Origin of the sequence: Cytobacillus praedii, assembly GCF_001439605.1 — a bacterium.
Classification (GTDB): Bacteria; Bacillota; Bacilli; order Bacillales; family Cytobacillaceae; genus Cytobacillus; species Cytobacillus praedii.
This window is the reverse complement of sequence record NZ_LMBX01000040.1, coordinates 13,016-34,941: the sequence shown is the minus strand read 5'-3', so window position 1 is coordinate 34,941 and position 21,926 is coordinate 13,016. Positions and strand designations below refer to the sequence as shown.

The 21,926-nt window shown below is 37.4% G+C and carries 19 protein-coding genes; 11 read left to right on the top strand and 8 right to left on the bottom strand.

Annotation, left to right across the window (positions count from 1 at the left end):
• Positions 1-94: 94 nt before the first annotated feature.
• The 8 genes from ASU02_RS24385 to dnaA form a co-directional block, all read right to left on the bottom strand.
• Entirely contained in the window at positions 95-1,186 is a 1,092-nt protein-coding gene (locus tag ASU02_RS24385) for an HD-GYP domain-containing protein (RefSeq protein ID WP_057768023.1), read from the bottom strand.
• 94 nt (positions 1,187-1,280) lie between these two features.
• Positions 1,281-3,800, bottom strand: a complete 2,520-nt coding sequence (gene gyrA, locus ASU02_RS24380) for a DNA gyrase subunit A (RefSeq protein WP_057768022.1) — start codon at positions 3,798-3,800, stop codon at positions 1,281-1,283.
• Positions 3,801-4,047: 247 nt separating this feature from the next.
• Positions 4,048-5,970: a DNA topoisomerase (ATP-hydrolyzing) subunit B gene (gene gyrB / locus ASU02_RS24375; RefSeq protein ID WP_057768025.1), complete on the bottom strand. Its 1,923-nt coding sequence runs from the start codon at positions 5,968-5,970 to the stop codon at positions 4,048-4,050.
• Between the two features lie 108 nt (positions 5,971-6,078).
• Positions 6,079-6,327, bottom strand: a complete 249-nt coding sequence (remB, locus tag ASU02_RS24370) for an extracellular matrix regulator RemB (protein WP_057768021.1) — start codon at positions 6,325-6,327, stop codon at positions 6,079-6,081.
• 9 nt (positions 6,328-6,336) lie between these two features.
• Positions 6,337-7,455, bottom strand: a complete 1,119-nt coding sequence (gene recF / locus ASU02_RS24365) for a DNA replication/repair protein RecF (RefSeq protein WP_057768020.1) — start codon at positions 7,453-7,455, stop codon at positions 6,337-6,339.
• Between the two features lie 82 nt (positions 7,456-7,537).
• Entirely contained in the window at positions 7,538-7,750 is a 213-nt protein-coding gene (gene yaaA, locus ASU02_RS24360) for a S4 domain-containing protein YaaA (RefSeq protein WP_057768019.1), read from the bottom strand.
• Between the two features lie 128 nt (positions 7,751-7,878).
• Entirely contained in the window at positions 7,879-9,015 is a 1,137-nt protein-coding gene (gene dnaN, locus ASU02_RS24355; RefSeq protein WP_057768018.1) for a DNA polymerase III subunit beta, read from the bottom strand.
• A 178-nt stretch (positions 9,016-9,193) separates the two neighbouring features.
• Entirely contained in the window at positions 9,194-10,540 is a 1,347-nt protein-coding gene (gene dnaA / locus ASU02_RS24350; RefSeq protein ID WP_057768017.1) for a chromosomal replication initiator protein DnaA, read from the bottom strand.
• A 687-nt stretch (positions 10,541-11,227) separates the two neighbouring features.
• Here dnaA and rpmH point away from each other — a divergent pair.
• The 11 genes from rpmH (at position 11,228) to ASU02_RS24300 (ending at position 21,819) form a co-directional block, all read left to right on the top strand.
• Complete coding sequence (rpmH, locus tag ASU02_RS26165; RefSeq protein ID WP_082631926.1) at positions 11,228-11,362, top strand: 50S ribosomal protein L34; 135 nt, start codon at positions 11,228-11,230, stop codon at positions 11,360-11,362.
• A 75-nt stretch (positions 11,363-11,437) separates the two neighbouring features.
• Positions 11,438-11,839 (top strand): ribonuclease P protein component, encoded by a 402-nt coding sequence (gene rnpA, locus ASU02_RS24345; RefSeq protein ID WP_057768024.1) that lies wholly within the window; start codon positions 11,438-11,440, stop codon positions 11,837-11,839.
• 120 nt (positions 11,840-11,959) lie between these two features.
• The gene (gene spoIIIJ / locus ASU02_RS24340; protein ID WP_057768016.1) at positions 11,960-12,739 is read left to right on the top strand and encodes a YidC family membrane integrase SpoIIIJ; all 780 of its coding nucleotides are present in this window, start codon (positions 11,960-11,962) and stop codon (positions 12,737-12,739) included.
• Entirely contained in the window at positions 12,736-13,356 is a 621-nt protein-coding gene (gene jag / locus ASU02_RS24335) for an RNA-binding cell elongation regulator Jag/EloR (RefSeq protein WP_057768015.1), read from the top strand. The genes spoIIIJ and jag overlap by 4 nt, the downstream gene beginning before the upstream one ends.
• Before the next feature lie 328 nt (positions 13,357-13,684).
• A complete protein-coding gene (mnmE, locus tag ASU02_RS24330; protein ID WP_057768014.1) occupies positions 13,685-15,070 on the top strand; it encodes a tRNA uridine-5-carboxymethylaminomethyl(34) synthesis GTPase MnmE in 1,386 nt (461 codons plus the stop codon).
• Between the two features lie 271 nt (positions 15,071-15,341).
• Complete coding sequence (mnmG, locus tag ASU02_RS24325; RefSeq protein ID WP_057768013.1) at positions 15,342-17,231, top strand: tRNA uridine-5-carboxymethylaminomethyl(34) synthesis enzyme MnmG; 1,890 nt, start codon at positions 15,342-15,344, stop codon at positions 17,229-17,231.
• A gap of 28 nt (positions 17,232-17,259) precedes the next feature.
• Positions 17,260-17,976 carry a 16S rRNA (guanine(527)-N(7))-methyltransferase RsmG gene (gene rsmG, locus ASU02_RS24320; protein WP_057768012.1) on the top strand — a complete coding sequence of 239 codons (717 nt, stop codon included), beginning with the start codon at positions 17,260-17,262 and terminating at the stop codon, positions 17,974-17,976.
• A 207-nt stretch (positions 17,977-18,183) separates the two neighbouring features.
• Positions 18,184-19,062, top strand: coding sequence for a nucleoid occlusion protein (gene noc / locus ASU02_RS24315; RefSeq protein WP_057768011.1), 879 nt, complete (start codon positions 18,184-18,186; stop codon positions 19,060-19,062).
• 293 nt (positions 19,063-19,355) lie between these two features.
• Positions 19,356-20,117, top strand: a complete 762-nt coding sequence (locus ASU02_RS24310; protein ID WP_057768010.1) for a ParA family protein — start codon at positions 19,356-19,358, stop codon at positions 20,115-20,117.
• Positions 20,110-20,952 carry a ParB/RepB/Spo0J family partition protein gene (locus tag ASU02_RS24305; protein ID WP_057768009.1) on the top strand — a complete coding sequence of 281 codons (843 nt, stop codon included), beginning with the start codon at positions 20,110-20,112 and terminating at the stop codon, positions 20,950-20,952. Before ASU02_RS24310 ends, ASU02_RS24305 begins: the two co-directional genes overlap by 8 nt.
• Before the next feature lie 153 nt (positions 20,953-21,105).
• Positions 21,106-21,819, top strand: coding sequence for a DUF554 domain-containing protein (locus tag ASU02_RS24300; RefSeq protein WP_057768008.1), 714 nt, complete (start codon positions 21,106-21,108; stop codon positions 21,817-21,819).
• The last annotated feature ends 107 nt before the right edge of the window (positions 21,820-21,926 follow it).

Genomic DNA, 21,926 nt, shown 5'->3' with positions numbered 1-21,926 from the left:
ATTGTTCTATTTCTATTTTAAAACAAAAAAGACTGTAGGCAAACTCGATTTTCATCGAGTTTGTCTACAGTCTGAGTAGACCGTAATATACGGTCTACTTAAGTACTTCCTCAATAAATAACTGACGATTTTTTTCCAAATGGATAATCTCATCCGTATTGCAAATTTTCACAAGCGGTCTAGTCGGAGACTTTTCTTCTATGAATAAAATTTCTGCTACTCGATCATCTGATAGTTTTACACGGCTCCCGATTGAAAAGGTCATTATTCCTGATCCAATGGCCTGCATTGCAGTTATATCATATTTACCAAACATATCTTGAAGCATCATTTCTAACACTCTAAACGGCGATTGTTTCCGTCTGTATAAACGGCTGCATGTCATAGCATGGAACGTATCAGCAACACCAATAATTTTAGCAAAAATATTAATTTTATTATTTTTCTCTCCTAGAGGATACCCGCTGCCATCTAATCTTTCATGATGCTGCAGGATGCCAATTTTTGTACTTTCCCTTAAAAGAGAGATATTTTGCACCATTTTATACGAATAAGTCGTATGCTTTTTCATTTCATCAAATTCCTGTTTGGTTAATGCAGCTGTCTTATTTAATATAGCGGGTTTAATTTTTGCCATTCCAGCGTCAGATAAACATCCTCCAATAGCAAGCTGAACAAGTTCACCTTTATTCATTTTTAGTTTTTTTCCTATAAACGCACTTATTAACCCAACGGCAACCGCATGTTGAAATAAATACTCATCCTGTGTTGATAGATGGTGTAAGGTGAATAGTTCAGATGGAGTTATATCTGACTTTTCTACGAGTGGAATCATGATATTTCTAATTTTAGAAATATCAATAGGAAGACCCGCTTGCCAATTTTTAAATTCTTTCTTATAATCCCGGACACCAATTAAAAACGCATCTTCTAATCTCGCATCTGATAGAGATGGGACACCTTTTTGCTCATTTCCGTCATCATCCAGAATTTCCTTCGGAAGAAATGGAGAGCCATTAACCATCAATTTGTCTACATCAACTTCTCTAATTAAAAAGGCCTTTAATATTTCTATTAATTCATTCGTAATAATCGTCTTTTTACTAATGATTGGGCGATTAGTCAGACTATATATATCTTCTGTTAAAATACACCCTTCTTGAAGTTCAATTATATTTACTCGCATTTCTTTACACCTCAAATGTCATGAGTCCTTAATACTATTCTACTCCATTTTAATAAAAAAGAGGAACACTAAATTGTGTCCCTCTTTCTTATTATTACTCCTGCTCATTATCGCCATCATCTTCAAGGTGTGGATCAGCACTTTCAAACGGTCTTGTTAATTCTTCTTCCGACTTATCCTCATCTTTTTCAACCTTCGTAACAGTAGCAACAAATTCATTCTGACTTTCATCTAAACGGATCAATCTTACCCCTTGGGTATTACGACCCATTGTTGAAATATCACTTACTGCCATACGAATAAGGACTCCGCCAGTTGTAATTAACATTAAGTCTTCTTCTCCAGTTACAGCCCGCATGGATACAAGATTGCCGTTTTTCTCGGTTATATTACACGTCTTGATTCCTTTTCCGCCTCTTCCTTGAACTCGATATTCTTCAGAAGGTGTACGTTTGCCATAACCATTTTTCGTCACAATTAATATTTGAGACTTTTCTTCTAAAACTTCCATTCCTACAACTTCATCATCGCCATTTAAACTAATTCCCTTCACACCTGTGGCTGTACGCCCCATTGAACGAACATCCGTTTCTGGGAATCGAATAAGCAATCCATTGCTTGTTCCAATAATAATTTCTTTATTGCCATCTGTTAAGCGAACAGAAATTAATTCATCGTCTTCTCTTAAATTTAAGGCTATTAATCCATTATTTCTAATATGAGCGAACGAGCTTAAAGGGGAACGCTTGGAAATCCCCATTTTTGTTGTAAAGAATAAGAACCAGTCATCAACAAATTCTTCCACTGGGATGATCGCATTCACCCATTCATCCTTCTCAATTCCAAGAAGATTTATGATCGGTATCCCTTTAGCTGTTCTGCTGAATTCAGGAATCTCATACCCTTTTGAACGATAAACCTTTCCCTTATTGGTAAAGAAAAGTATCGTATCATGGGTGCAAGTAGTAATTAAATGCTCGACAAAATCGTCTTCATTTGTTCCCATTCCCTGAATTCCGCGGCCTCCGCGCTTTTGAGAACGATAAGTCGATACAGGCAGCCGCTTAATATACCCTTTATGAGTCAAAGTAATAGCAATATTCTCACGCGGAATAAGGTCTTCATCTTCAATTTGCTCAATTCCGCCCGAAACAATTTCCGTGCGGCGCTCATCATTAAATCGTTCCTTAATTTCACTTAATTCTTCACGGATAATATCTAAAAGTTTTTCTTCATCCGCTAAAATAGCTTTAAGCTCACCAATTAGTTTGACTAGGTTGGCATACTCTTCTTCAATTTTTTCACGTTCTAATCCTGTCAGACGCTGAAGACGCATATCAAGAATAGCCTGTGCTTGCTTTTCGGATAGATTAAACTTTGTCATTAATCCTTCACGCGCGATATCTGTTGTTTGAGAGCTGCGGATTAATGCAATGACTTCATCTAAATGATCTAGTGCTGTACGCAAACCTTCTAGAATGTGAGCACGAGCTTCTGCTTTTCTTAACTCAAACTCTGTTCTGCGGCGAATAACAACCTTTTGATGATTTAAGTAATAAACTAAACATTGCTTTAAGTTTAAAACCTTAGGTTCCCCATCAACCAAAGCAAGTAAATTTATACCAAAACTTGTTTGCAAAGCTGTCTGCTTATATAAATTATTCAATAAAACGTTAGCATTTGCATCTTTACGAACCTCAATAACAATTCTCATACCCTCGCGATCTGATTCATCTCGAAGGTCAGTAATGCCATCAATTTTTTTATCCCTGACAAGCTCAGCAATTCTTTCTATCAATTTCGCCTTGTTCACCTGATAAGGAATTTCATTGACAATAATTACTTCCTTGCCACTTGGCTTTTGTTCAATTTCTACCTTTGCTCTTAAAGTAATAGAGCCTCGTCCAGTTTCATAAGCTTTACGAATCCCGCTGCGTCCTAAAATAAGACCAGCAGTTGGAAAGTCTGGCCCTGGAATAATATCCATTAACTCTTGAATAGTCATTTCAGGGTCCCTACTTATTGCTAAGACACCATCAATTACTTCTCCAAGCTGATGTGGTGGAATATTTGTTGCCATACCTACCGCAATTCCTGACGTACCATTAACTAATAAATTAGGAAAACGTGCAGGAAGAACAACTGGCTCTTTTTCTTCCCCATCATAGTTATCTTGATAATCAATTGTATCTTTATTAATATCCCGCAGAAGCTCCATTGAAATTTTTGACATCCGGGCTTCTGTATAACGCATTGCTGCTGCAGAGTCCCCATCAATAGAACCAAAGTTTCCATGTCCATCTACGAGCATATAACGATAGTTAAAATCCTGTGCCATCCGGACCATTGTTTCATATACCGCTGAATCGCCATGAGGATGGTATTTACCGATAACATCCCCAACGATACGAGCTGACTTTTTGTACGGCTTATCCGAGTGCATACCAAGGTCATGCATGGCATATAGAATACGACGGTGAACAGGCTTTAAACCGTCTCGAACATCTGGTAATGCACGAGATACAATAACACTCATCGCATAATCAAGAAATGACTCACGCATTTCTGTGCTTATATTTCTTTCTTTTACCTGAGACTTTGGAGTTTCGGCCATTTAAAGAACCTCCCTTATAAGTGAAACTTCCAGCATGTATACATGCTTATCATTAGGCGACTCGCCTTCGCTTTTCTATTGTCTAGCTGCGGCTTCTAGCTCCTCGAGGTCATAAGCCAATCTAGCTAGAAGGTTAAAGAACAACCTTCCAGCTAGCTCATCTTATGCTTGTCGGAGCTGGGCAGTCGCCTTCGCTTTTCTATGTAAAACCAGGATAGAATAATCCTATGTCTATCCTGGCATCCTATTATATATCTAGATTTTTTACATATAGTGCATTTTCTTCTATAAAATTACGTCGTGGTTCAACTTTATCGCCCATTAATATTTCAAAGGTCTCATCAGCTTCAATTGCATCTTCCAGATTCACTTGCAATAACGTTCTAGTTTCAGGATTCATTGTTGTCTCCCAAAGCTGCCCAGGATTCATTTCACCCAGTCCTTTATACCGCTGTACATTTGGCTTTGGCTGACTTGGCAATCTACTCATGATTTCCTCTAGCTGACGATCATTGTATGCATATTCAATTTTCTTCCCTTGCTGCACCTTATATAACGGCGGCTGAGCAATGTAAATATATCCAGCTTCGATAATTTGTCTTAAATATCGGTAAAAGAAGGTTAATAATAAAGTTCGGATATGGGCACCATCGACATCCGCATCAGTCATAATGATAATTTTATGATATCTCGCTTTAGAAATATCGAAATCTTCACCAATACCGGTTCCTGCAGCTGTAATCATCGCTCTTACTTCATTATTTGAAAGAATACGATCCAATCTTGCTTTTTCCACGTTTAGGATTTTCCCTCTTAACGGGAGGATTGCTTGGAAGTGACGATCTCGCCCCTGCTTCGCTGAACCGCCAGCTGAATCACCCTCAACGATATAAAGTTCAGATATAGAAGCATCTTTAGAAGAGCAATCTGCCAATTTCCCAGGCAAGCTTGATACTTCAAGCGCACTCTTTCTTCTCGTTAATTCACGTGCCTTTTTCGCTGCAAGTCTTGCACGTGCTGCCATAAGGCCCTTTTCCACAATTTTTCTGGCAACTGATGGATTTTCTAATAGAAACTTTTCAAGTGTTTCTGAAAAAATAGTATCTGTAATTGCTCTAACTTCAGAATTTCCAAGCTTAGTTTTTGTTTGTCCTTCAAATTGTGGGTCAGGATGCTTTATAGAGACAATTGCAGTTAATCCTTCACGTACATCTTCTCCAGAAAGATTCGCATCATTTTCTTTAAATATCCCATTTTTTCTAGCGTAGTCATTAATAACTCGGGTTAACGCCGTTTTAAACCCTACTTCATGCGTTCCGCCTTCATACGTGTTGATGTTATTAGCAAAGGAATGGATATTTCCAGTGAAACCGTCATTATACTGCATGGAAACCTCAACATTTATACCGTCACGATCCCCTTCAATATAAATCGGCTCTTCATGTATAACATCCTTCGTACGATTCAAATGTTCAACGTATGACTTAATTCCACCTTCATACATATATTCATTTTTCTTATTTTCTTCACGCTTATCTTCAATCGTAATCTTTAATCCACGATTTAAGAAAGCGAGCTCACGAATACGATTAGCAAGTGTGTCATAATCATATTCAGTTGTTTCCGTGAAGATTTCACTATCTGGTGTAAAGTGAGTAATTGTCCCAGTATGATCTGTTTCACCAATTACTTTAAGATCCGCACAAGGAACTCCTCGTTCAAACTTTATATAATGAATCTTGCCATCACGGTGGACATACACTTCCAGTTCCGTGGATAGCGCGTTAACTACTGATGCACCAACGCCATGTAAACCACCTGAAACTTTGTATCCGCCGCCGCCAAATTTCCCTCCAGCATGCAGAACGGTCATAATAACTTCAACAGCTGGGCGACCCATTTTTTCATGAATACCTACAGGAATCCCACGGCCATTATCCGTTACGGTTATACTATTATCCTTTTCGATGCACACATTAATTTCTGAACAATATCCGGCTAATGCTTCGTCAATACTATTATCAACAATCTCCCATACAAGGTGATGAAGACCTTTAGCACTTGTAGAACCAATATACATTCCAGGACGCTTCCTTACTGCTTCAAGACCTTCTAACACCTGTATCTGATTCGCATCATAGGACTGTTCCTGTGCAGCCTTTTGCTCTATTGACACATCGATCACCTACACTTTCATTATGCATAACTTACAAATCAATCATCTATATAAAAGCTGACGTTTAATGTCAGGTTATTTTTATTACTAGCTTCTCATTATTTAGTAATCGTGGGTAACTGAATATTGCGTGCGTTTTTTCAATGTTCCTGAAGCCAGTGGGGAAAAATAGACTTTCTTTGAAGTGATAACTACTGATTTAAAAGACCCTTTAGCAAGGTTTACAACAGAGTCATTCTGGCATTCTAAAAACTCTTCTATATACTTAGAAGAGTTAACACTTTCTTTATCTAAAATCGCAATGATATCCCTTGAACGAACTAAAATATCTTCTCCGACATGGATATACAAACACTCACCTCATTGAATCTTAGTTATACCGCCAGCTTTAACATTAAATGCAGCTGCCTCTTTTAATGTTTGGTGATCAATTCCATCGACACTCGTTGTTGTTACAAAGGTTTGTACTTTCCCTTGTATTGTATTTAATAAATGGGATTGACGGTAGTCATCCAATTCAGAAAGAACGTCGTCAAGAAGAAGAATCGGATACTCACCAATTTCTGAATGAATGAGTTCAATCTCTGCCAGCTTAACAGATAAAGCGGTTGTCCTTTGCTGCCCCTGTGACCCAAATGTTTGAACATCCCGGCCATTCACATAAAAAAGAAGATCATCCCGATGTGGTCCAAATAAAGTAGTTCCGCGTTCTATCTCTCTATTTTTCATTTTAGCAAATTTTTCCTCATATACATTTATCATTTTCGACAATTCTTGCTGTTCTGATACATCTGCTGACGGCTTGTACTCTATTTTCAGCGTTTCAAGTCCTCTAGATATGCCCTCATGAATGGGCAGCGCCCATTTTTCAAGCATCCTCAAAAATTCAAAACGCTTAGATACAATCTTCACAGCTATCTGAATAAACTGCTCTGTCAAAATTTCAAGCATCGTATGATCGGATTGTTTCTTTATTTGCATCTGTTTTAAATAGTGATTACGCTGTTGTAATGTTTTTTGGTATTGGCTGATATCATGTAAATAAACGGGGGACACTTGGCCAATTTCCATATCAATAAAACGGCGTCTTACTTGCGGACTGCCTTTTACAAGATGAAGGTCTTCGGGAGCAAACATGACAACGTTCATATTTCCAACATACTGACTTAACTTTTTCTGTTCAATATGGTTGCATTTAGCCTTTTTCCCCTTTTTGGAAATGATCAATTGCATTGGCAATGAACCATAGTTTTTTTGTATCCGTCCTTCTATTTTAGCATATTCTTGATCCCAGCGTATAAGATCTTTATCATTTGATGTTCGATGAGACTTTGCCATGGCTAATACATAGATGGATTCCATCACATTTGTTTTCCCTTGCGCATTCTCGCCTAATATCACATTCACTTTATTTTCGAAGTGTACCTCTAACTCTTCATAATTACGATAATTTTTCAAAAGTAATTGCTCTATATGCATAGACGCTACATCCTTTTAGCTATTTAAAGCTTCAGTCAATTGCTTTTTGCTTAATGTTGAAATTTTTTCGAGGAATAAATTGTTAAATAATCTCAAAGGAACCATAATCAGGTATCTCGATTTTATCTCCTTTACGAAGCTTTCTTCCTCTTCTTTGATCCTGCTCTCCATTAACGAAAACATCATATTCACTTAAAAACCACTTCGCCATTCCACCTGTTTGGATTACATCCGCAGCCTTCAGGAATTGCCCTAAGGCAATATATTCAGTACTAATTTTTATTTTCGTCATCATTTCACTCTTTCTGCATCTAAAAATAGCTTCTAATACTTTATTCTACTAAATAACTGATTAATATTCAAAGGTAACATAATTAAAATAAAAAGCTACCCGCAAACGCACGAGCAGCTTTTAATTATATTTTAATATGTTCGAACTGGCAGAATTAATTGAAGTATCGAATCATCATTGATTGGCCGTATGACAAAAGGTCTCATCGCCCCTGTAAAACTTATCGTAATTTCTGATCCTTCTAGTGTTTTTAATGCATCCATCATAAATTTAGCACTGAAAGAAATTTTTAATTCCTCCCCTTCAATAGATTGGCTTTGAAGTTCTTCAACTACATTACCAATTTCAGGAGTGTTCGAAGAAATTTCAATGATTCCATCTTGAATAGTTGTAAATTTAACAACATTATTTCTTCCTTCTCTAGCAAGCAGGGAAGCACGGTCAATAGCATGTAAGAACTCCTTTGTATTGACGACGATATTTGTTTTGCTTTCATTCGGAATTAATTTTGAAGTATCGGGATAATTGCCCTCTAATAATCTTGAGAAAAATAAGAGATTCTTTGCTTTAAATAAAACTTGGTTTTCCGTAATAACAATATCAATTAAATCATTGTTGTCATCTAGGATTTTACTTAACTCTCCTAAGCTTTTCCCTGGAATTACTACATTATAGCTTTCATCCGCTTCTGTCTCAATTTTTGCTTTTCGCAATGCTAGTCGATGGCTATCTGTTGCAACACAGGTTAATTCACCATTTCCAACCTTCCAGTTTACACCTGTCAAGATGGGGCGTGTTTCTGAGGTGGACACTGAGAATACGGTTTGTCTAATCATAGCTTTTAATAAATCTGTTGGGATTTTAAAGATATTTTCTTCTTTAATTTGCGGCAAATGTGGATATTCATCAGCATCCAAGCCGTTTAGCTTAAATTCAGACTTTCCTGAACGAATAACAGTTTGCAATTGATTTTCAACATGAATCTCAACTGTATCTGTAGGCAACTTTTTTACAATCTCACTAAAGAATTTTGCTTGTAGAACAATTGCTCCTGGTTGTTTAATTTCTGCAATTTCGTTTCCATCTTCTTCTTTTGGGATAAAAGATTCAATTGAAATATCTGAATCACTGCCAGTTAATGTCACTCCTTCTGTAGTCGCAACAATTTTGATCCCTGTTAAAATAGGGATTGTTGTTCTGCTTGTGACAGCTTTCATAACATCTTGAACACTTTGAACTAAACGATCCCGTTGGATTATGAATCTCATTATTTTTAATCCTCCGATATAATTTTTTTTATGGTGTATAGGTATATATTTTCTTTTAAAAAAATAATAGAAGTACTAGTAGGTCTTGTTGATATGTGGATAACTCAGTTTATCGAATGGAAACACAGCCTATCCACATGTGGACAGACTGTGTGTAAGCGGAATAGAGTTATTCACATTATACTTTTAGAATTTCATGAATTTCACGCAGTTGCTTCTGAAATTGAGTATCTGTTTGAACAAGCTTAGAAATTTTCTCATGGGCATGTATTACAGTCGTATGATCTCTTCCTCCAAATTCTTCACCAATTTTAGGCAGTGAAAAATCCGTTAATTCTCTTGATAGATACATAGCAATTTGCCGAGGGAAAGCAACTGATTTCGTTCTTTTCTTTGCCTTAAAGTCCTCAAGCTTCACATTATAATGCTCCCCTACAACTCGTTGAATATCGAGAATGGTAATTACCTTCGGCTTGGAGCTTGGAATGATATCTTTCAGTGCTTCTGCGGCTAGATCAGCATTGATATCTTTATTTATTAAAGAGGAGTAAGCCACTACTCTTATAAGTGCTCCTTCTAATTCACGGATATTAGAATCAATTTGATTAGCGATATACAGCATTACTTCATTGGGAATATCCAGTCCTTCAGCTTTAGCCTTTTTGCGAAGAATAGCAATTCTTGTTTCAAGATCTGGAGGTGTAATATCAGTAATTAGACCCCACTCAAATCGGGAACGAAGGCGGTCTTCAAGTGTTGGTATTTCCTTTGGAGGCCGATCACTAGAAATGACAATTTGTTTGCTTTCTTCGTGCAATGTATTAAAAGTATGGAAAAATTCCTCTTGTGTAGATTCTTTTCCAGCTAAAAATTGAATATCATCAATTAATAGAACATCAACCTTACGATACTTATTACGGAAATCAATCGCTTTATTATCACGAATGGAGTTAATAAATTCGTTGGTAAATTTTTCCGATGATAAATAAACAACCTTAGCAGACGGATTATGATCTAAAACATAGTGTCCGATTGCGTGCATTAGATGTGTCTTCCCTAGCCCTACACCACCGTAGATAAATAAAGGGTTATAAGCTTTTGCCGGTGCTTCAGCTACAGCAAGAGAAGCAGCATGTGCAAATCTGTTACCTGAACCAATAACAAAAGTATCAAATGTATTCTTTTGATTAAGCATAATAGAAGGTATTTCGGGCTGATCTTCTTCCTTTTTCCCTCTTTTTGGGGGATTAGGAAAATCCATATCATTTTCTGTTTGATTTTGCGGGATAATAAACTTTACTCCTAATTCTTCTCCAGTTATTTCATAGACAATTTCTGAGATCAGTTTGGAGTAACGCTCTTCAAGCCAATCACGGGCAAAATCATTTGGAACAGTAATGACTAAAGTATCGCCTTGAAGGGCGTGAGCTTTAGTTGATTTTAACCAAGTTTCATAACTTGGTTTGCTTATTTTCTTCTCGATCTTAGCAAGAGCATTATTCCAAAGATCCGATATATTCTCCAACCAATGTCCCTCCTTTTGCCTTTTTTAAAGCCGCTAAATTTTGCATTAAAAATATAGGTTATACAAGCTGTACAACCTATATTTAGTGGTTTATGGGTCCTTCTTCATCCTTGTATAGTCTATTAAATGAAAATCAATCGAAATTAAATTGTGGAAAAATATATAATAAGGAAGAAAAGTAGGGTTTCGACAATATCCACTACTTGTGGACAATGTTTTACAAACCATTTGAATAAACTGTCCACAACATATCCACAATCTGTGGATAAAGGAGTTATTCACAATAATTGTTAAGAGTGAAAACACAATTATGATAACAGATAATACTAGGAGGTGCAACGGTTTTTCAGATATTATCCACAAGCATAACATATTGGGTATAAAAATTGTCCACATGGGAGGATTATGTTAAAAAGCTGTCAATATGTGTTGTGGATAATGAAAAATATGTCGAAAAATTATCCACAAGGCAGTGCAGCTATATTCTCTTGAAGAAATTTACTTTATTAAAATATAAATTTAAGAGTGACAGAAAGGAGAAAAAAGGGTAAACTCTCCTAGTAGAACTTTTCAAATTTCAAACAAAGATTTTCAACTTCTTTAATCAGGAGTTGACAAATTTCTAGTAGCATCTTTATAATAGTTAAGACTGTCTTTAGCAGCTATTCCTCAGGGAGGTGTCATATAATGAAAAGAACTTACCAACCAAGTAAGCGTAAAAGAAGCAAAGTTCATGGATTCCGTAGTCGTATGAGTACGCCTAGCGGACGTAACGTACTTGCTCGTCGTCGTAGTAAAGGAAGAAAAGTATTATCTGCTTAGACCACTGAAACGTCAGTGGTCTTTTTTTCCATAATCATAGAAATTTGTATTGGATAAAAGGTGGTGTAAATGACGGTGAAAAAAGAGTATCGTGTAAAAAAAAATAAAGAGTTTCAAGAGGCCTTTAAGAAAGGAAAGTCATTTGCAAATCGCCAATTTATTGTCTATTCGTTAAAAAAGCCAGGGCAGGAACATTTTCGAATTGGTCTTTCAGTTAGTAAAAAAATAGGAAATGCGGTCATGAGAAATCAGATAAAAAGATATATCCGCCAGGCCTTTCACGAATTAGATAATGAAATACATAGCCAATTTGATTATATTATTATCGCTAGAAAACCTGTCGCTGATATGGGATTAGAAGACATAAAAAAAAGTCTGATCCATGTATTAAAGCTTTCCAGGGTATTAAAAAAACAAAAATCTGGCAATAATGTACAACAGAATTTTCGACCAAATAAAATAACTGATGAGCTTTAATGGCTGGTAATTTTAAAGACATGAGTTAGTAAAAATGTTAAAATATATACAAGTCTGTGTTTTATGCATGGAAAAAAATAAAATATAATTATTTTCTAAGCAGTTAGGAGGAAAAAACGTTTGAAAAAAAGATTATTTCTGGTAATCGGCTTAATTTTCGTTATCGCTTTATTGTCGGGGTGTACGGAGATTAAACAGCCAATTACTTCAGAGAGTGAAGGCTTTTGGAATGAGTACATAGTGTATCCGCTTTCACTGTTTATCATTAAAGTAGCAGAATTTGCAGGTGGCAGCTTTGGATTATCCATTATCCTAGTTACAATCATCATTCGCTTATTCTTGCTGCCGCTCATGATTAAACAGACGAAAAGCTCAAAAGCAATGCAGGCCATTCAACCGGAAATGCAAAAACTGAAAGAAAAATACAGCTCGAAAGATCAAAAGACACAGCAAAAGCTGCAGCAGGAAACAATGGCATTATTCCAGCAGCATGGTGTTAATCCGCTAGCAGGATGTTTTCCATTAATAATCCAAATGCCGATCTTAATTGGCTTTTATCATGCAATTACTCGTACGCGGGAAATTGCCGACCATAATTTCCTATGGTTTGATCTAGGTGCCCCTGATCCAATTTATTTATTGCCATTAATTGCAGGTGCAACAACTTTTATTCAGCAGAAGATGATGATGGCTGGAACAGCGAACCAAAATCCGCAAATGGCAATGATGCTTTGGCTAATGCCGATTATGATTATTGTTTTTGCTATTAACTTCCCAGCTGCTCTTTCATTATACTGGGTTGTAGGAAATATCTTTATGATTGTTCAAACGTATTTTATTAAAGGACCGGAGCTTAAGAATGCGAAGGCAGCCGGTAATGCAGGAGGAGCAAAAAAGTGAAACAAGTAACTGCTACGGGGACTACAGTCGAGGAAGCAGTAAAGTCAGCACTCGCTCAATTACAAACGACACAAGAGCGCGTAGAAATTACGATTGTTGATGAAGGAAAAAAGGGTATTTTTGGTATTTTTGGCGCAAGGCCAGCAATTGTGAAAGCTGTTTTGAAACAAGATCCAATTGAGGAAGCAAAGAAGTTCTTGTTGGATACTAGTGAAAAAATGGGTGCTCCAATTGCGATAGAAGTTGTGGGCGAAGGGCGCAATATCCAATTTATCTTGACCGGAGAGAAAATTGCACTTTTAATTGGAAAAAGGGGACAAACATTAAACTCGTTACAATATTTAACACAACTTGTCATCAATCGTTACTCAGATCAATATATAAATGTTTTGCTTGATGCAGAAGATTATCGAAAGAGACGTAATGATACCCTTACTCAATTAGCGGAACGCTTAGCACAAAAGGCGTTAAGAACAGGGCAAAATGTCGCATTAGAACCGATGCCTTCATACGAACGAAAAGTAATTCATGCAGCTCTAGCAGAAAATAAGCGAGTGAAAACATTTTCAAGCGGAAATGACCCGCATCGTCATCTTGTTATTTCACCATTAAAATAGAAAAGCTGCAGGGAATAGACAATGAAAAATGCAGCTTGACTCCCAATCAATCGATTGGGAGTTTTTTTATGTTTATTTTTATGTATGAATATCGCTGGAAAATGAATTATCAAATGGTTTTATTGTTATTCACATGTGGATAAGTTAAAATAAAGCATAATAAAATTTATGTATGTGGATAAAAAGAATATAGAATTTAATAGTCAAGACTTGTGGATAATTGGCAGATAAGAAGTACGCTCTTCTTTTCTTAAAAATAAGCATGTGCTATTCTATTTATTTGGGATAAACGGATTTTAGTAAGGCAGTAAGTGAGGTGGATTATTAAATGGAATTTGATACAATTGCGGCTATTTCTACACCAATGGGTGAAGGAGCCATTGCCATTGTACGATTAAGTGGAGATCAGGCAATTGCTATTGCAGATAAATTATTCAAGGGAATAGGCGGAAAAAGGTTAAAAACAGTCTCCTCTCATACGATCCATTATGGTCAAATTATTGATCCAAAAACGGAACAAGTAGCGGAAGAAGTAATGGTATCCGTGATGAAGGGTCCAAAAACCTTTACGAAAGAGGATGTAGTTGAAATAAATTGCCATGGAGGCTTAGTTTCTGTTAACCGGGTGCTCCAGCTGCTGTTAACGAATGGAGCAAGACTTGCTGAGCCTGGGGAATTTACAAAACGGGCATTTTTAAACGGGCGGATTGATTTATCTCAAGCTGAAGCGGTTATGGATTTAATTCGTGCTAAAACGGATCGTGCGATGAATTTGGCTTTAGGTCAAATGGAAGGGCGATTGTCTAAGCTCATTCGAAAGCTTCGTCAAGAAATATTAGAAACACTTGCTCATGTAGAAGTGAACATTGACTATCCTGAATATGATGATGTGGAGGAAATGTCACATCGAATGCTGTTAGAAAAGGGGTCCTATGTAAAGGAGGAGATTGAGAAGCTGCTCCGTACTTCCCAGCAGGGGAAAATTTTGAGGGAAGGCCTTTCTACAGTTATCGTTGGCCGTCCTAATGTAGGGAAGTCCTCATTGCTAAACAGTCTTGTGCATGAAAATAAGGCAATTGTTACGGATATTCCTGGTACAACAAGAGATGTCATTGAGGAGTATGTCAATGTACGTGGGGTTCCGCTGCGATTATTAGACACTGCAGGGATTCGTGAAACAGAGGATATTGTAGAACGAATAGGTGTGGAAAGATCAAGGCAAGTATTAAAAGAAGCAGATCTAATTTTACTCGTTCTTAATTATTCAGATGAATGTACAAAAGAAGACGAAAACTTATTCAAAGCAGTGGAAGGCATGGATGTTATCGTCATTGTTAATAAAACAGACTTGCCTCAAGTGATAGACATGGATCAAGTCCATAAACTTTCAAAAAATCACAAGCTTGTTGCTACTTCTTTATTAGAAGATAGAGGCGTAGATGAATTAGAGGAAGCGATCGCTTCATTATTTTTTGAAGGCTCCATTGAAGCGGGGGATTTAACTTATGTTTCCAATACCCGGCATATTGCATTGTTAAATCAAGCTTTACATTCGATTGAAGAAGCGATACAGGCAGTTGAAATGGGGACACCTATTGATATTGTCCAAATCGATTTAACAAGAACATGGGAATTACTTGGTGAAATTATAGGAGATAGTGTCCATGAGAGTCTTATCGACCAGCTGTTTTCACAATTTTGTTTAGGTAAATAAAAGTCCATTTCTAAAAGATCGTTATTGTAATAATAGATTTATGTTTTATGTTTGGAAAAAGCTAGTTAATTGGAGTGGAAGGTGTGAGACTCCAGCAGAAATAGTGGGACAGGTGAGAACTACAGGCATAAAAGTGCCGGGGAGGGGCTTGCCGCCCACCCCGCGGAAAGCGAGCAGCCTGGAGAATAAATCAACCTCTACCTTATGTGTGAATTAGCTACAATATTTAGGAAAATAGATAAAGTAAAAGAAGTAAAAAGGAGGCAGCATCATGCCATATGAAGCAGGAAATTATGATGTCATCGTTGTCGGCGCAGGTCATGCAGGCTGTGAAGCTGGCCTTGCATCAGCACGTCTTGGTGCAAAGACGTTAGTTGTAACAATTAATTTAGATATGATTGCCTTTATGCCATGTAATCCATCAGTTGGCGGACCGGCTAAAGGAATTGTTGTACGGGAAATTGACGCGTTAGGCGGCGAAATGGGAAAGGTAATCGACAAAACCCATATCCAAATGCGAATGCTGAATACAGGAAAAGGACCAGCTGTCCGTGCTTTAAGGGCACAAGCTGATAAATTCATGTATCAGCATGAAATGAAGAAAATTCTTGAAGAAGAAAAGAACTTGACACTTATTCAAGGGATGGTTGAAAGATTAATTGTTGAAGATGGTGTTTGCAAAGGTGTGGTAACTCAAACTGGAGCAGTATACACGTCTAAAACAGTTATTATTACAACAGGAACTTTCCTAAGAGGAGAAATTATTTTAGGGGAATTGAAATATTCAAGCGGTCCGAACAATCAACAGCCGTCTATTAAGCTTTCTGAACATCTTCAGGAGCTGGGCTTTGATTTAGTCCGGTTTAAAACTGGAACACCACCTCGAGTAAACAGTCATACGATTGATTATAGCAAAACGGAAATTCAGCCTGGGGATGAAACACCGAGAGCTTTTTCATACGAGACAACAAAGTATATTACGGATCAGCTACCTTGCTGGTTAACGTATACGAGTGAAGAAACACATCAAATTATCAACAGTAATCTTCATCGATCACCAATGTACTCTGGAATGATTCAAGGAAAAGGACCGCGTTATTGTCCATCCATTGAAGATAAGGTTGTACGCTTCAATGATAAGCCTCGTCATCAGATTTTCCTGGAGCCTGAAGGAAGAAACACACAGGAAGTATATGTTCAAGGTCTGTCTACGAGCTTGCCTGAGGAAGTTCAGCATCGGCTAATTAGGAGTGTGCCTGGATTAGAAAATGCACAAATGATGCGTGCTGGTTATGCTATTGAATATGATGCAATTGTGCCAACACAGTTATGGCCAACACTGGAAACAAAGCAAGTCAAAAATTTATTTACAGCCGGTCAAATCAATGGCACGTCAGGTTATGAAGAAGCAGCAGGGCAAGGTCTGATGGCTGGAATTAATGCGGGTTTAAAAGCACTTGGAAAAGAAGAGCTTATTTTAAGCCGCTCAGATGCTTATATTGGAGTGATGATTGATGACCTCATCACAAAGGGGACATCTGAACCATACCGCTTGCTTACTTCACGTGCAGAATACCGTTTATTGCTGCGCCATGATAATGCTGACTTACGCTTAACAGAGCTTGGCCATTCAATCGGGCTTATTAAAGAAGAACGTTACCAAAAATTCTTAGCAAAAAAGGAATCGATTGAAGGGGAAATTAAAAGACTACAAAAAACAATCATTAAGCCAACTGCTGAAGTTCAAGAATTAATTCATAGTCTAGGTGGAAGTGAGTTAAAGGATGGGATCCGGGCTTCTGATCTTTTAAAACGCCCTGAAATGACCTATGAGCACATTCAAAGGCTTGTTCCTAGTGAAGAGCTGCTAGATCCTGACGTAGAAGAGCAAGCAGAAATTCAAATAAAATATGAGGGATATATTGAAAAATCCCTTCAGCAAGTTGAACGTTTGAAAAAGATGGAAGACAAGAAAATCCCCGAGAATATCGATTATGATGCCATTAACGGACTTGCTACAGAAGCGAAGCATAATTTAAAAGAAGTTCAGCCACTATCCATTGCACAAGCTTCAAGAATTTCTGGTGTAAATCCAGCAGATATTTCAATTTTATTGATTTATATCGAGCAGGGAAGAATTGCAAGAGTATCAAACGAATAAAGTGAGTCATTTGGAAAGGGAATAGGCGATGAATTTAGACCAATTTATAGAAATGCTGAGTGCGAAGGGGATTTTGCTTTCGCCTCAGCAGATTCAGCAATATGAAACGTATTATTCTACGCTTGTGGAATGGAACGAAAAAATGAACTTGACGGCCATAACGGACAAGCATGAGGTTTATTTAAAGCATTTTTACGATTCGATTTCGGCTGCTTTTTATTTTGATTTTAGGCAGCCAATACATATTTGTGATGTTGGTGCGGGGGCAGGATTTCCAAGCTTGCCAATTAAAATTGCCTTTCCTGAACTGCAGGTTACCATTGTTGATTCATTAAATAAGCGAATCGGATTTTTAGAGCATCTTTCAAATCAATTGGGCTTAAAGAATGTCCAATTTATCCATGACCGTGCAGAAACTTTTGGCCAAAAAAAGGAGCATCGCGAAACTTATGATGTAGTTACTGCACGTGCTGTGGCGCGGCTATCCGTCCTTAGTGAGCTATGCTTGCCGCTTGTGAAAGTCGGCGGGACTTTTGTAGCTATGAAGGGAGCAAGTGCAAAAGAGGAATTAGAAGCTGGGAAAAAGGCGATTGCTGTCTTAGGCGGCAAGCTTGAGCAATCTTATTCTTTTACACTCCCTCAAGAAGAAAGCGAACGGAATATTTTAATTATCAAAAAGGAAAAATCTACTCCGAAAAAGTACCCAAGAAAGCCAGGTACACCAAATAAGACACCAATTGAATAATGTTACGTTTTTCAAAGAAATATGGCATAATGAAGGGGCTAATGCAATCGTTCTCTGTAAAAGAAGGAATAGTAGTTCATAAATATAAAAAGAATAGAAATGTTCACAATTTCATTTAAAAAAAAGGTTAATATGGATATTCGAAAAGGACTTGTCATTTTTATAGAGAATATGTAATAGGGAGTTTCGTAAAGGTGGTGCAGGGTGATGAAGCATTCTTTCTCACGCTTTTTTGGCCTAGGCGAAAAGGGAGAACAAGTAGAAGCGGAAAAGATCGAAGAACAAGTGGATATAGAGAGGATTGGGGAATTTGAAGAGGTAAAGAAAATTCCCATTGACCTTATTGTCCCTAACCGTTTTCAGCCAAGAACGGTATTTGATGATGATCGAATTGAGGAACTGTCACGAACCATTCATACTCATGGCATTATTCAGCCGATTGTTGTAAGAGAATTTGAAAATGGCCAGTTTGAAATTATTGCTGGTGAACGCAGATGGCGAGCAATGAAGAAGCTTGGCTGGGATGAGGTACCAGCCATTGTTAAAAATTTAAATGATACAGAAACAGCTTCTGTTGCATTAATTGAGAATCTTCAAAGGGAAGAATTGTCCCCGATTGAAGAAGCAGTAGCGTACGGAAAGCTTCTAGAATTGCATAATCTAACGCAAGAGGCATTAGCACAGCGTTTAGGCAAAGGGCAGTCTACGGTCGCTAACAAACTTAGATTATTAAAGCTCCCTCAACCAGTCCAGGATGCTTTATTAAGCAAAGCAATTACAGAACGTCATGCACGTTCTTTGATCCCATTAAAAAATCCTGAAAAACAAGTAAAATTGCTTGAAGAAATAATCGAGAAAAATCTAAATGTCAAGCAGACAGAGGATCGTGTCGTCAGGCTTCTTGAACAAAATAATTCAAAGCCTAAGCCAAAAAGAAAGGCATTTAGCAAGGATATGAGGATTGCGGTCAATACGATTCGCCAATCGCTGTCAATGGTATCAGATAGTGGAATTAATCTGGATTCCAAAGAAGAGGAATTTGATGAGTTTTATCAAATCACTATAAAAATCCCTAAAAAGAAATAGCTTTTATAAAATTATTTTATGCATAAGTATATGGCCTGTGGCGTATGCGTTTAGAACTTTGATCGTTCTTTTGGATCACTTTCTAATAACGCGTGCACCACAGGCTTTTACACATCTGCATTTTTCCTTCCCCATATTTTTAACAAAAAGAATATTCTCTATCCTTTTTCATGTTAAAATAGATTACGTGATTGCCATATTTCGATAATGTCAGTTTATCCATTTTCAAACGTTGAAATTATTCACATATATGCTTCAAAATCCTTAATTAGAAGATGAAGGCAGGTGATATCGTGGGCAAAGTCATTGCAATTGCGAATCAAAAAGGCGGAGTTGGCAAAACGACTACTTCAGTAAATCTTGGTGCATGTTTGGCATACATAGGCAAGAAGGTATTGGTGGTTGATATTGATCCGCAAGGAAATGCAACGAGCGGTGTTGGGATTGAAAAGGCAGATGTTGAACAATGTATTTATGATGTTCTAGTAGATGATGTAGAAGCATCTAAAGTAATTATGGCAACTTCTGTGGAAAACCTCTATGCGATTCCAGCGACCATTCAGTTAGCGGGTGCAGAAATCGAATTAGTGCCGACGATCTCCAGAGAAGTGAGATTAAAGAGGGCATTGGAAGAGATTAAGGAAGATTATGATTATATTATCATTGACTGTCCTCCTTCATTAGGTTTACTAACCCTAAACTCATTGACTGCTTCAGATGCAGTCATTATCCCGGTACAGTGCGAATATTACGCATTAGAAGGATTAAGCCAGCTATTAAATACTGTCCGCCTCGTTCAAAAACACTTAAATCATGAATTAAAAATTGAGGGTGTTTTGTTAACCATGCTTGATGCACGGACAAATTTAGGGTTACAAGTCATTGAAGAAGTGAAAAAGTATTTTCAAGATAAAGTATATAATACGATTATTCCTAGGAATATTCGTCTAAGTGAAGCACCAAGCCATGGTGAGCCAATTATTACGTATGATCCTAAATCCCGTGGAGCAGAAGTATATATCGATTTGGCAAAGGAAGTGGTTTCGAATGGCTAAAGGCTTAGGAAAAGGACTTAATGCCTTTTTTACAAACATGGAGACCGTGAAGGAAGAATCGGTTCAAGAAGTTCGAACGAAAGAGCTGCGGCCCAATCCTTATCAGCCTCGGAAAGTATTTGACAAGGAAGCAATTGAAGAGCTAAAGCAATCCATTATTGAACATGGCATTCTTCAGCCGATCATTGTTCGCAAAAGCATTAAAGGATATGAAATTGTTGTTGGTGAAAGACGTTTCCGAGCGGCAAAGGAAGCGAAGCTTGAAACGGTTCCTGTGGTTGTAAGGGAATTAAATGAGCAGCAAATGATGGAGCTTGCTGTGTTAGAGAACTTACAGCGTGAGGATTTATCGCCGATTGAAGAAGGAGCGGCCTATCAGCTATTAATGGAAAAGCTCAAGCTGACACAGGAAGAGCTGGCTAAGCGCCTTGGAAAAAGCAGACCGCATATTGCCAACCATATTCGATTGTTATCTCTCCCTCCAAAAATCCAGGCACTTATTTCTGAAGGGGAAATTTCCATGGGGCATGGCCGGGCACTATTAGGCTTAAGAAACAAGGATAAGCTCCAGGCGGTTGTTGAAAAAACAATGAAGGATCACTTAAATGTCAGACAGCTCGAACAGCTTATTCAACAGCTGAATGATGTTCCACGTGAAACAAAGAAGCCAGTCCAACAAAAGGATGTTTTTATTAAAGAACGTGAGTCCTCCTTACGCGACCGATTTGGAACGACTGTTACCATTAAACAATCAAAGAATAAGGGGAAAATTGAAATAGAATTTTTTTCTAAAGATGATCTAGACCGAATTATAGAATTATTAGAGAAAAAGTAATTCTTTCAAACCATCATAGAGATGGTTTTTTTCTTTACGATTTTTTCTTAAAAAAAGGATAAAAATAAAAAAAGGTTGTAAAGAGTGAGTAATACATGTTAGTGTATTTTAAAAATATTCGATTTTCGAAATAAACTGAATAAGGTGAAGAAGATGTTTCTACTAGGTACGCTTGTCAACGGATTATTGATTATTGTTGGAACAATAATAGGAAAACGGCTCAATCGAATTCCTGAGAATATGAAGGGAACCGTCATGTATGCGATTGGGCTAGCTGTTATGGTTCTTGGTCTGCAAATGGGATTGAAAGGTGAAAATTTTTTAATAGTAATCCTGAGTCTCGTTTTTGGTGCGGTAATTGGCGAATACTTTGCCTTAGAGGATAAATTGAACGCGCTCGGAAATTGGCTTGAAAAAAAGCTTGGTTCGAGTGATCAGGGCAGCATATCACAGGGATTTGTAACTGCTACCTTAATATTTGTGATCGGTGCCATGGCTATAATTGGTGCATTAGATAGCGGAATTAGGGGAGACCATGATGTCCTATATACGAAGTCAATTATTGATGGATTTACCGCTTTAATATTAGCAACTACATTAGGGATTGGGGTTCTTTTCTCTGCGTTCCCTGTGGTTATTTATCAAGGATTGATTGCCCTCTTTGCTATGCAGATTGATCGATTTGTGCCAACTGAGCTAATGAATAGCTTTATTACGGAAATGACAGCTACAGGGGGAGTCATGATATTTGCTATAGGGCTGAATCTGGCTGGGATAACAAAAATTCGTGTAGCAAATTTACTCCCGGCTATTCTTGTAACGGGCATAATTGTAACGATCATTTACTTATATCGTTTGTACGTTTAGCAAATAGTGGAGAGGAATCTAGCTTTTTAGTAAAAAAATAGCGCCTATCAGCATACAAACTTCAGGACTCCTCCCTAGGAAAAGGAAACGTTGGTTCGTATACTTGC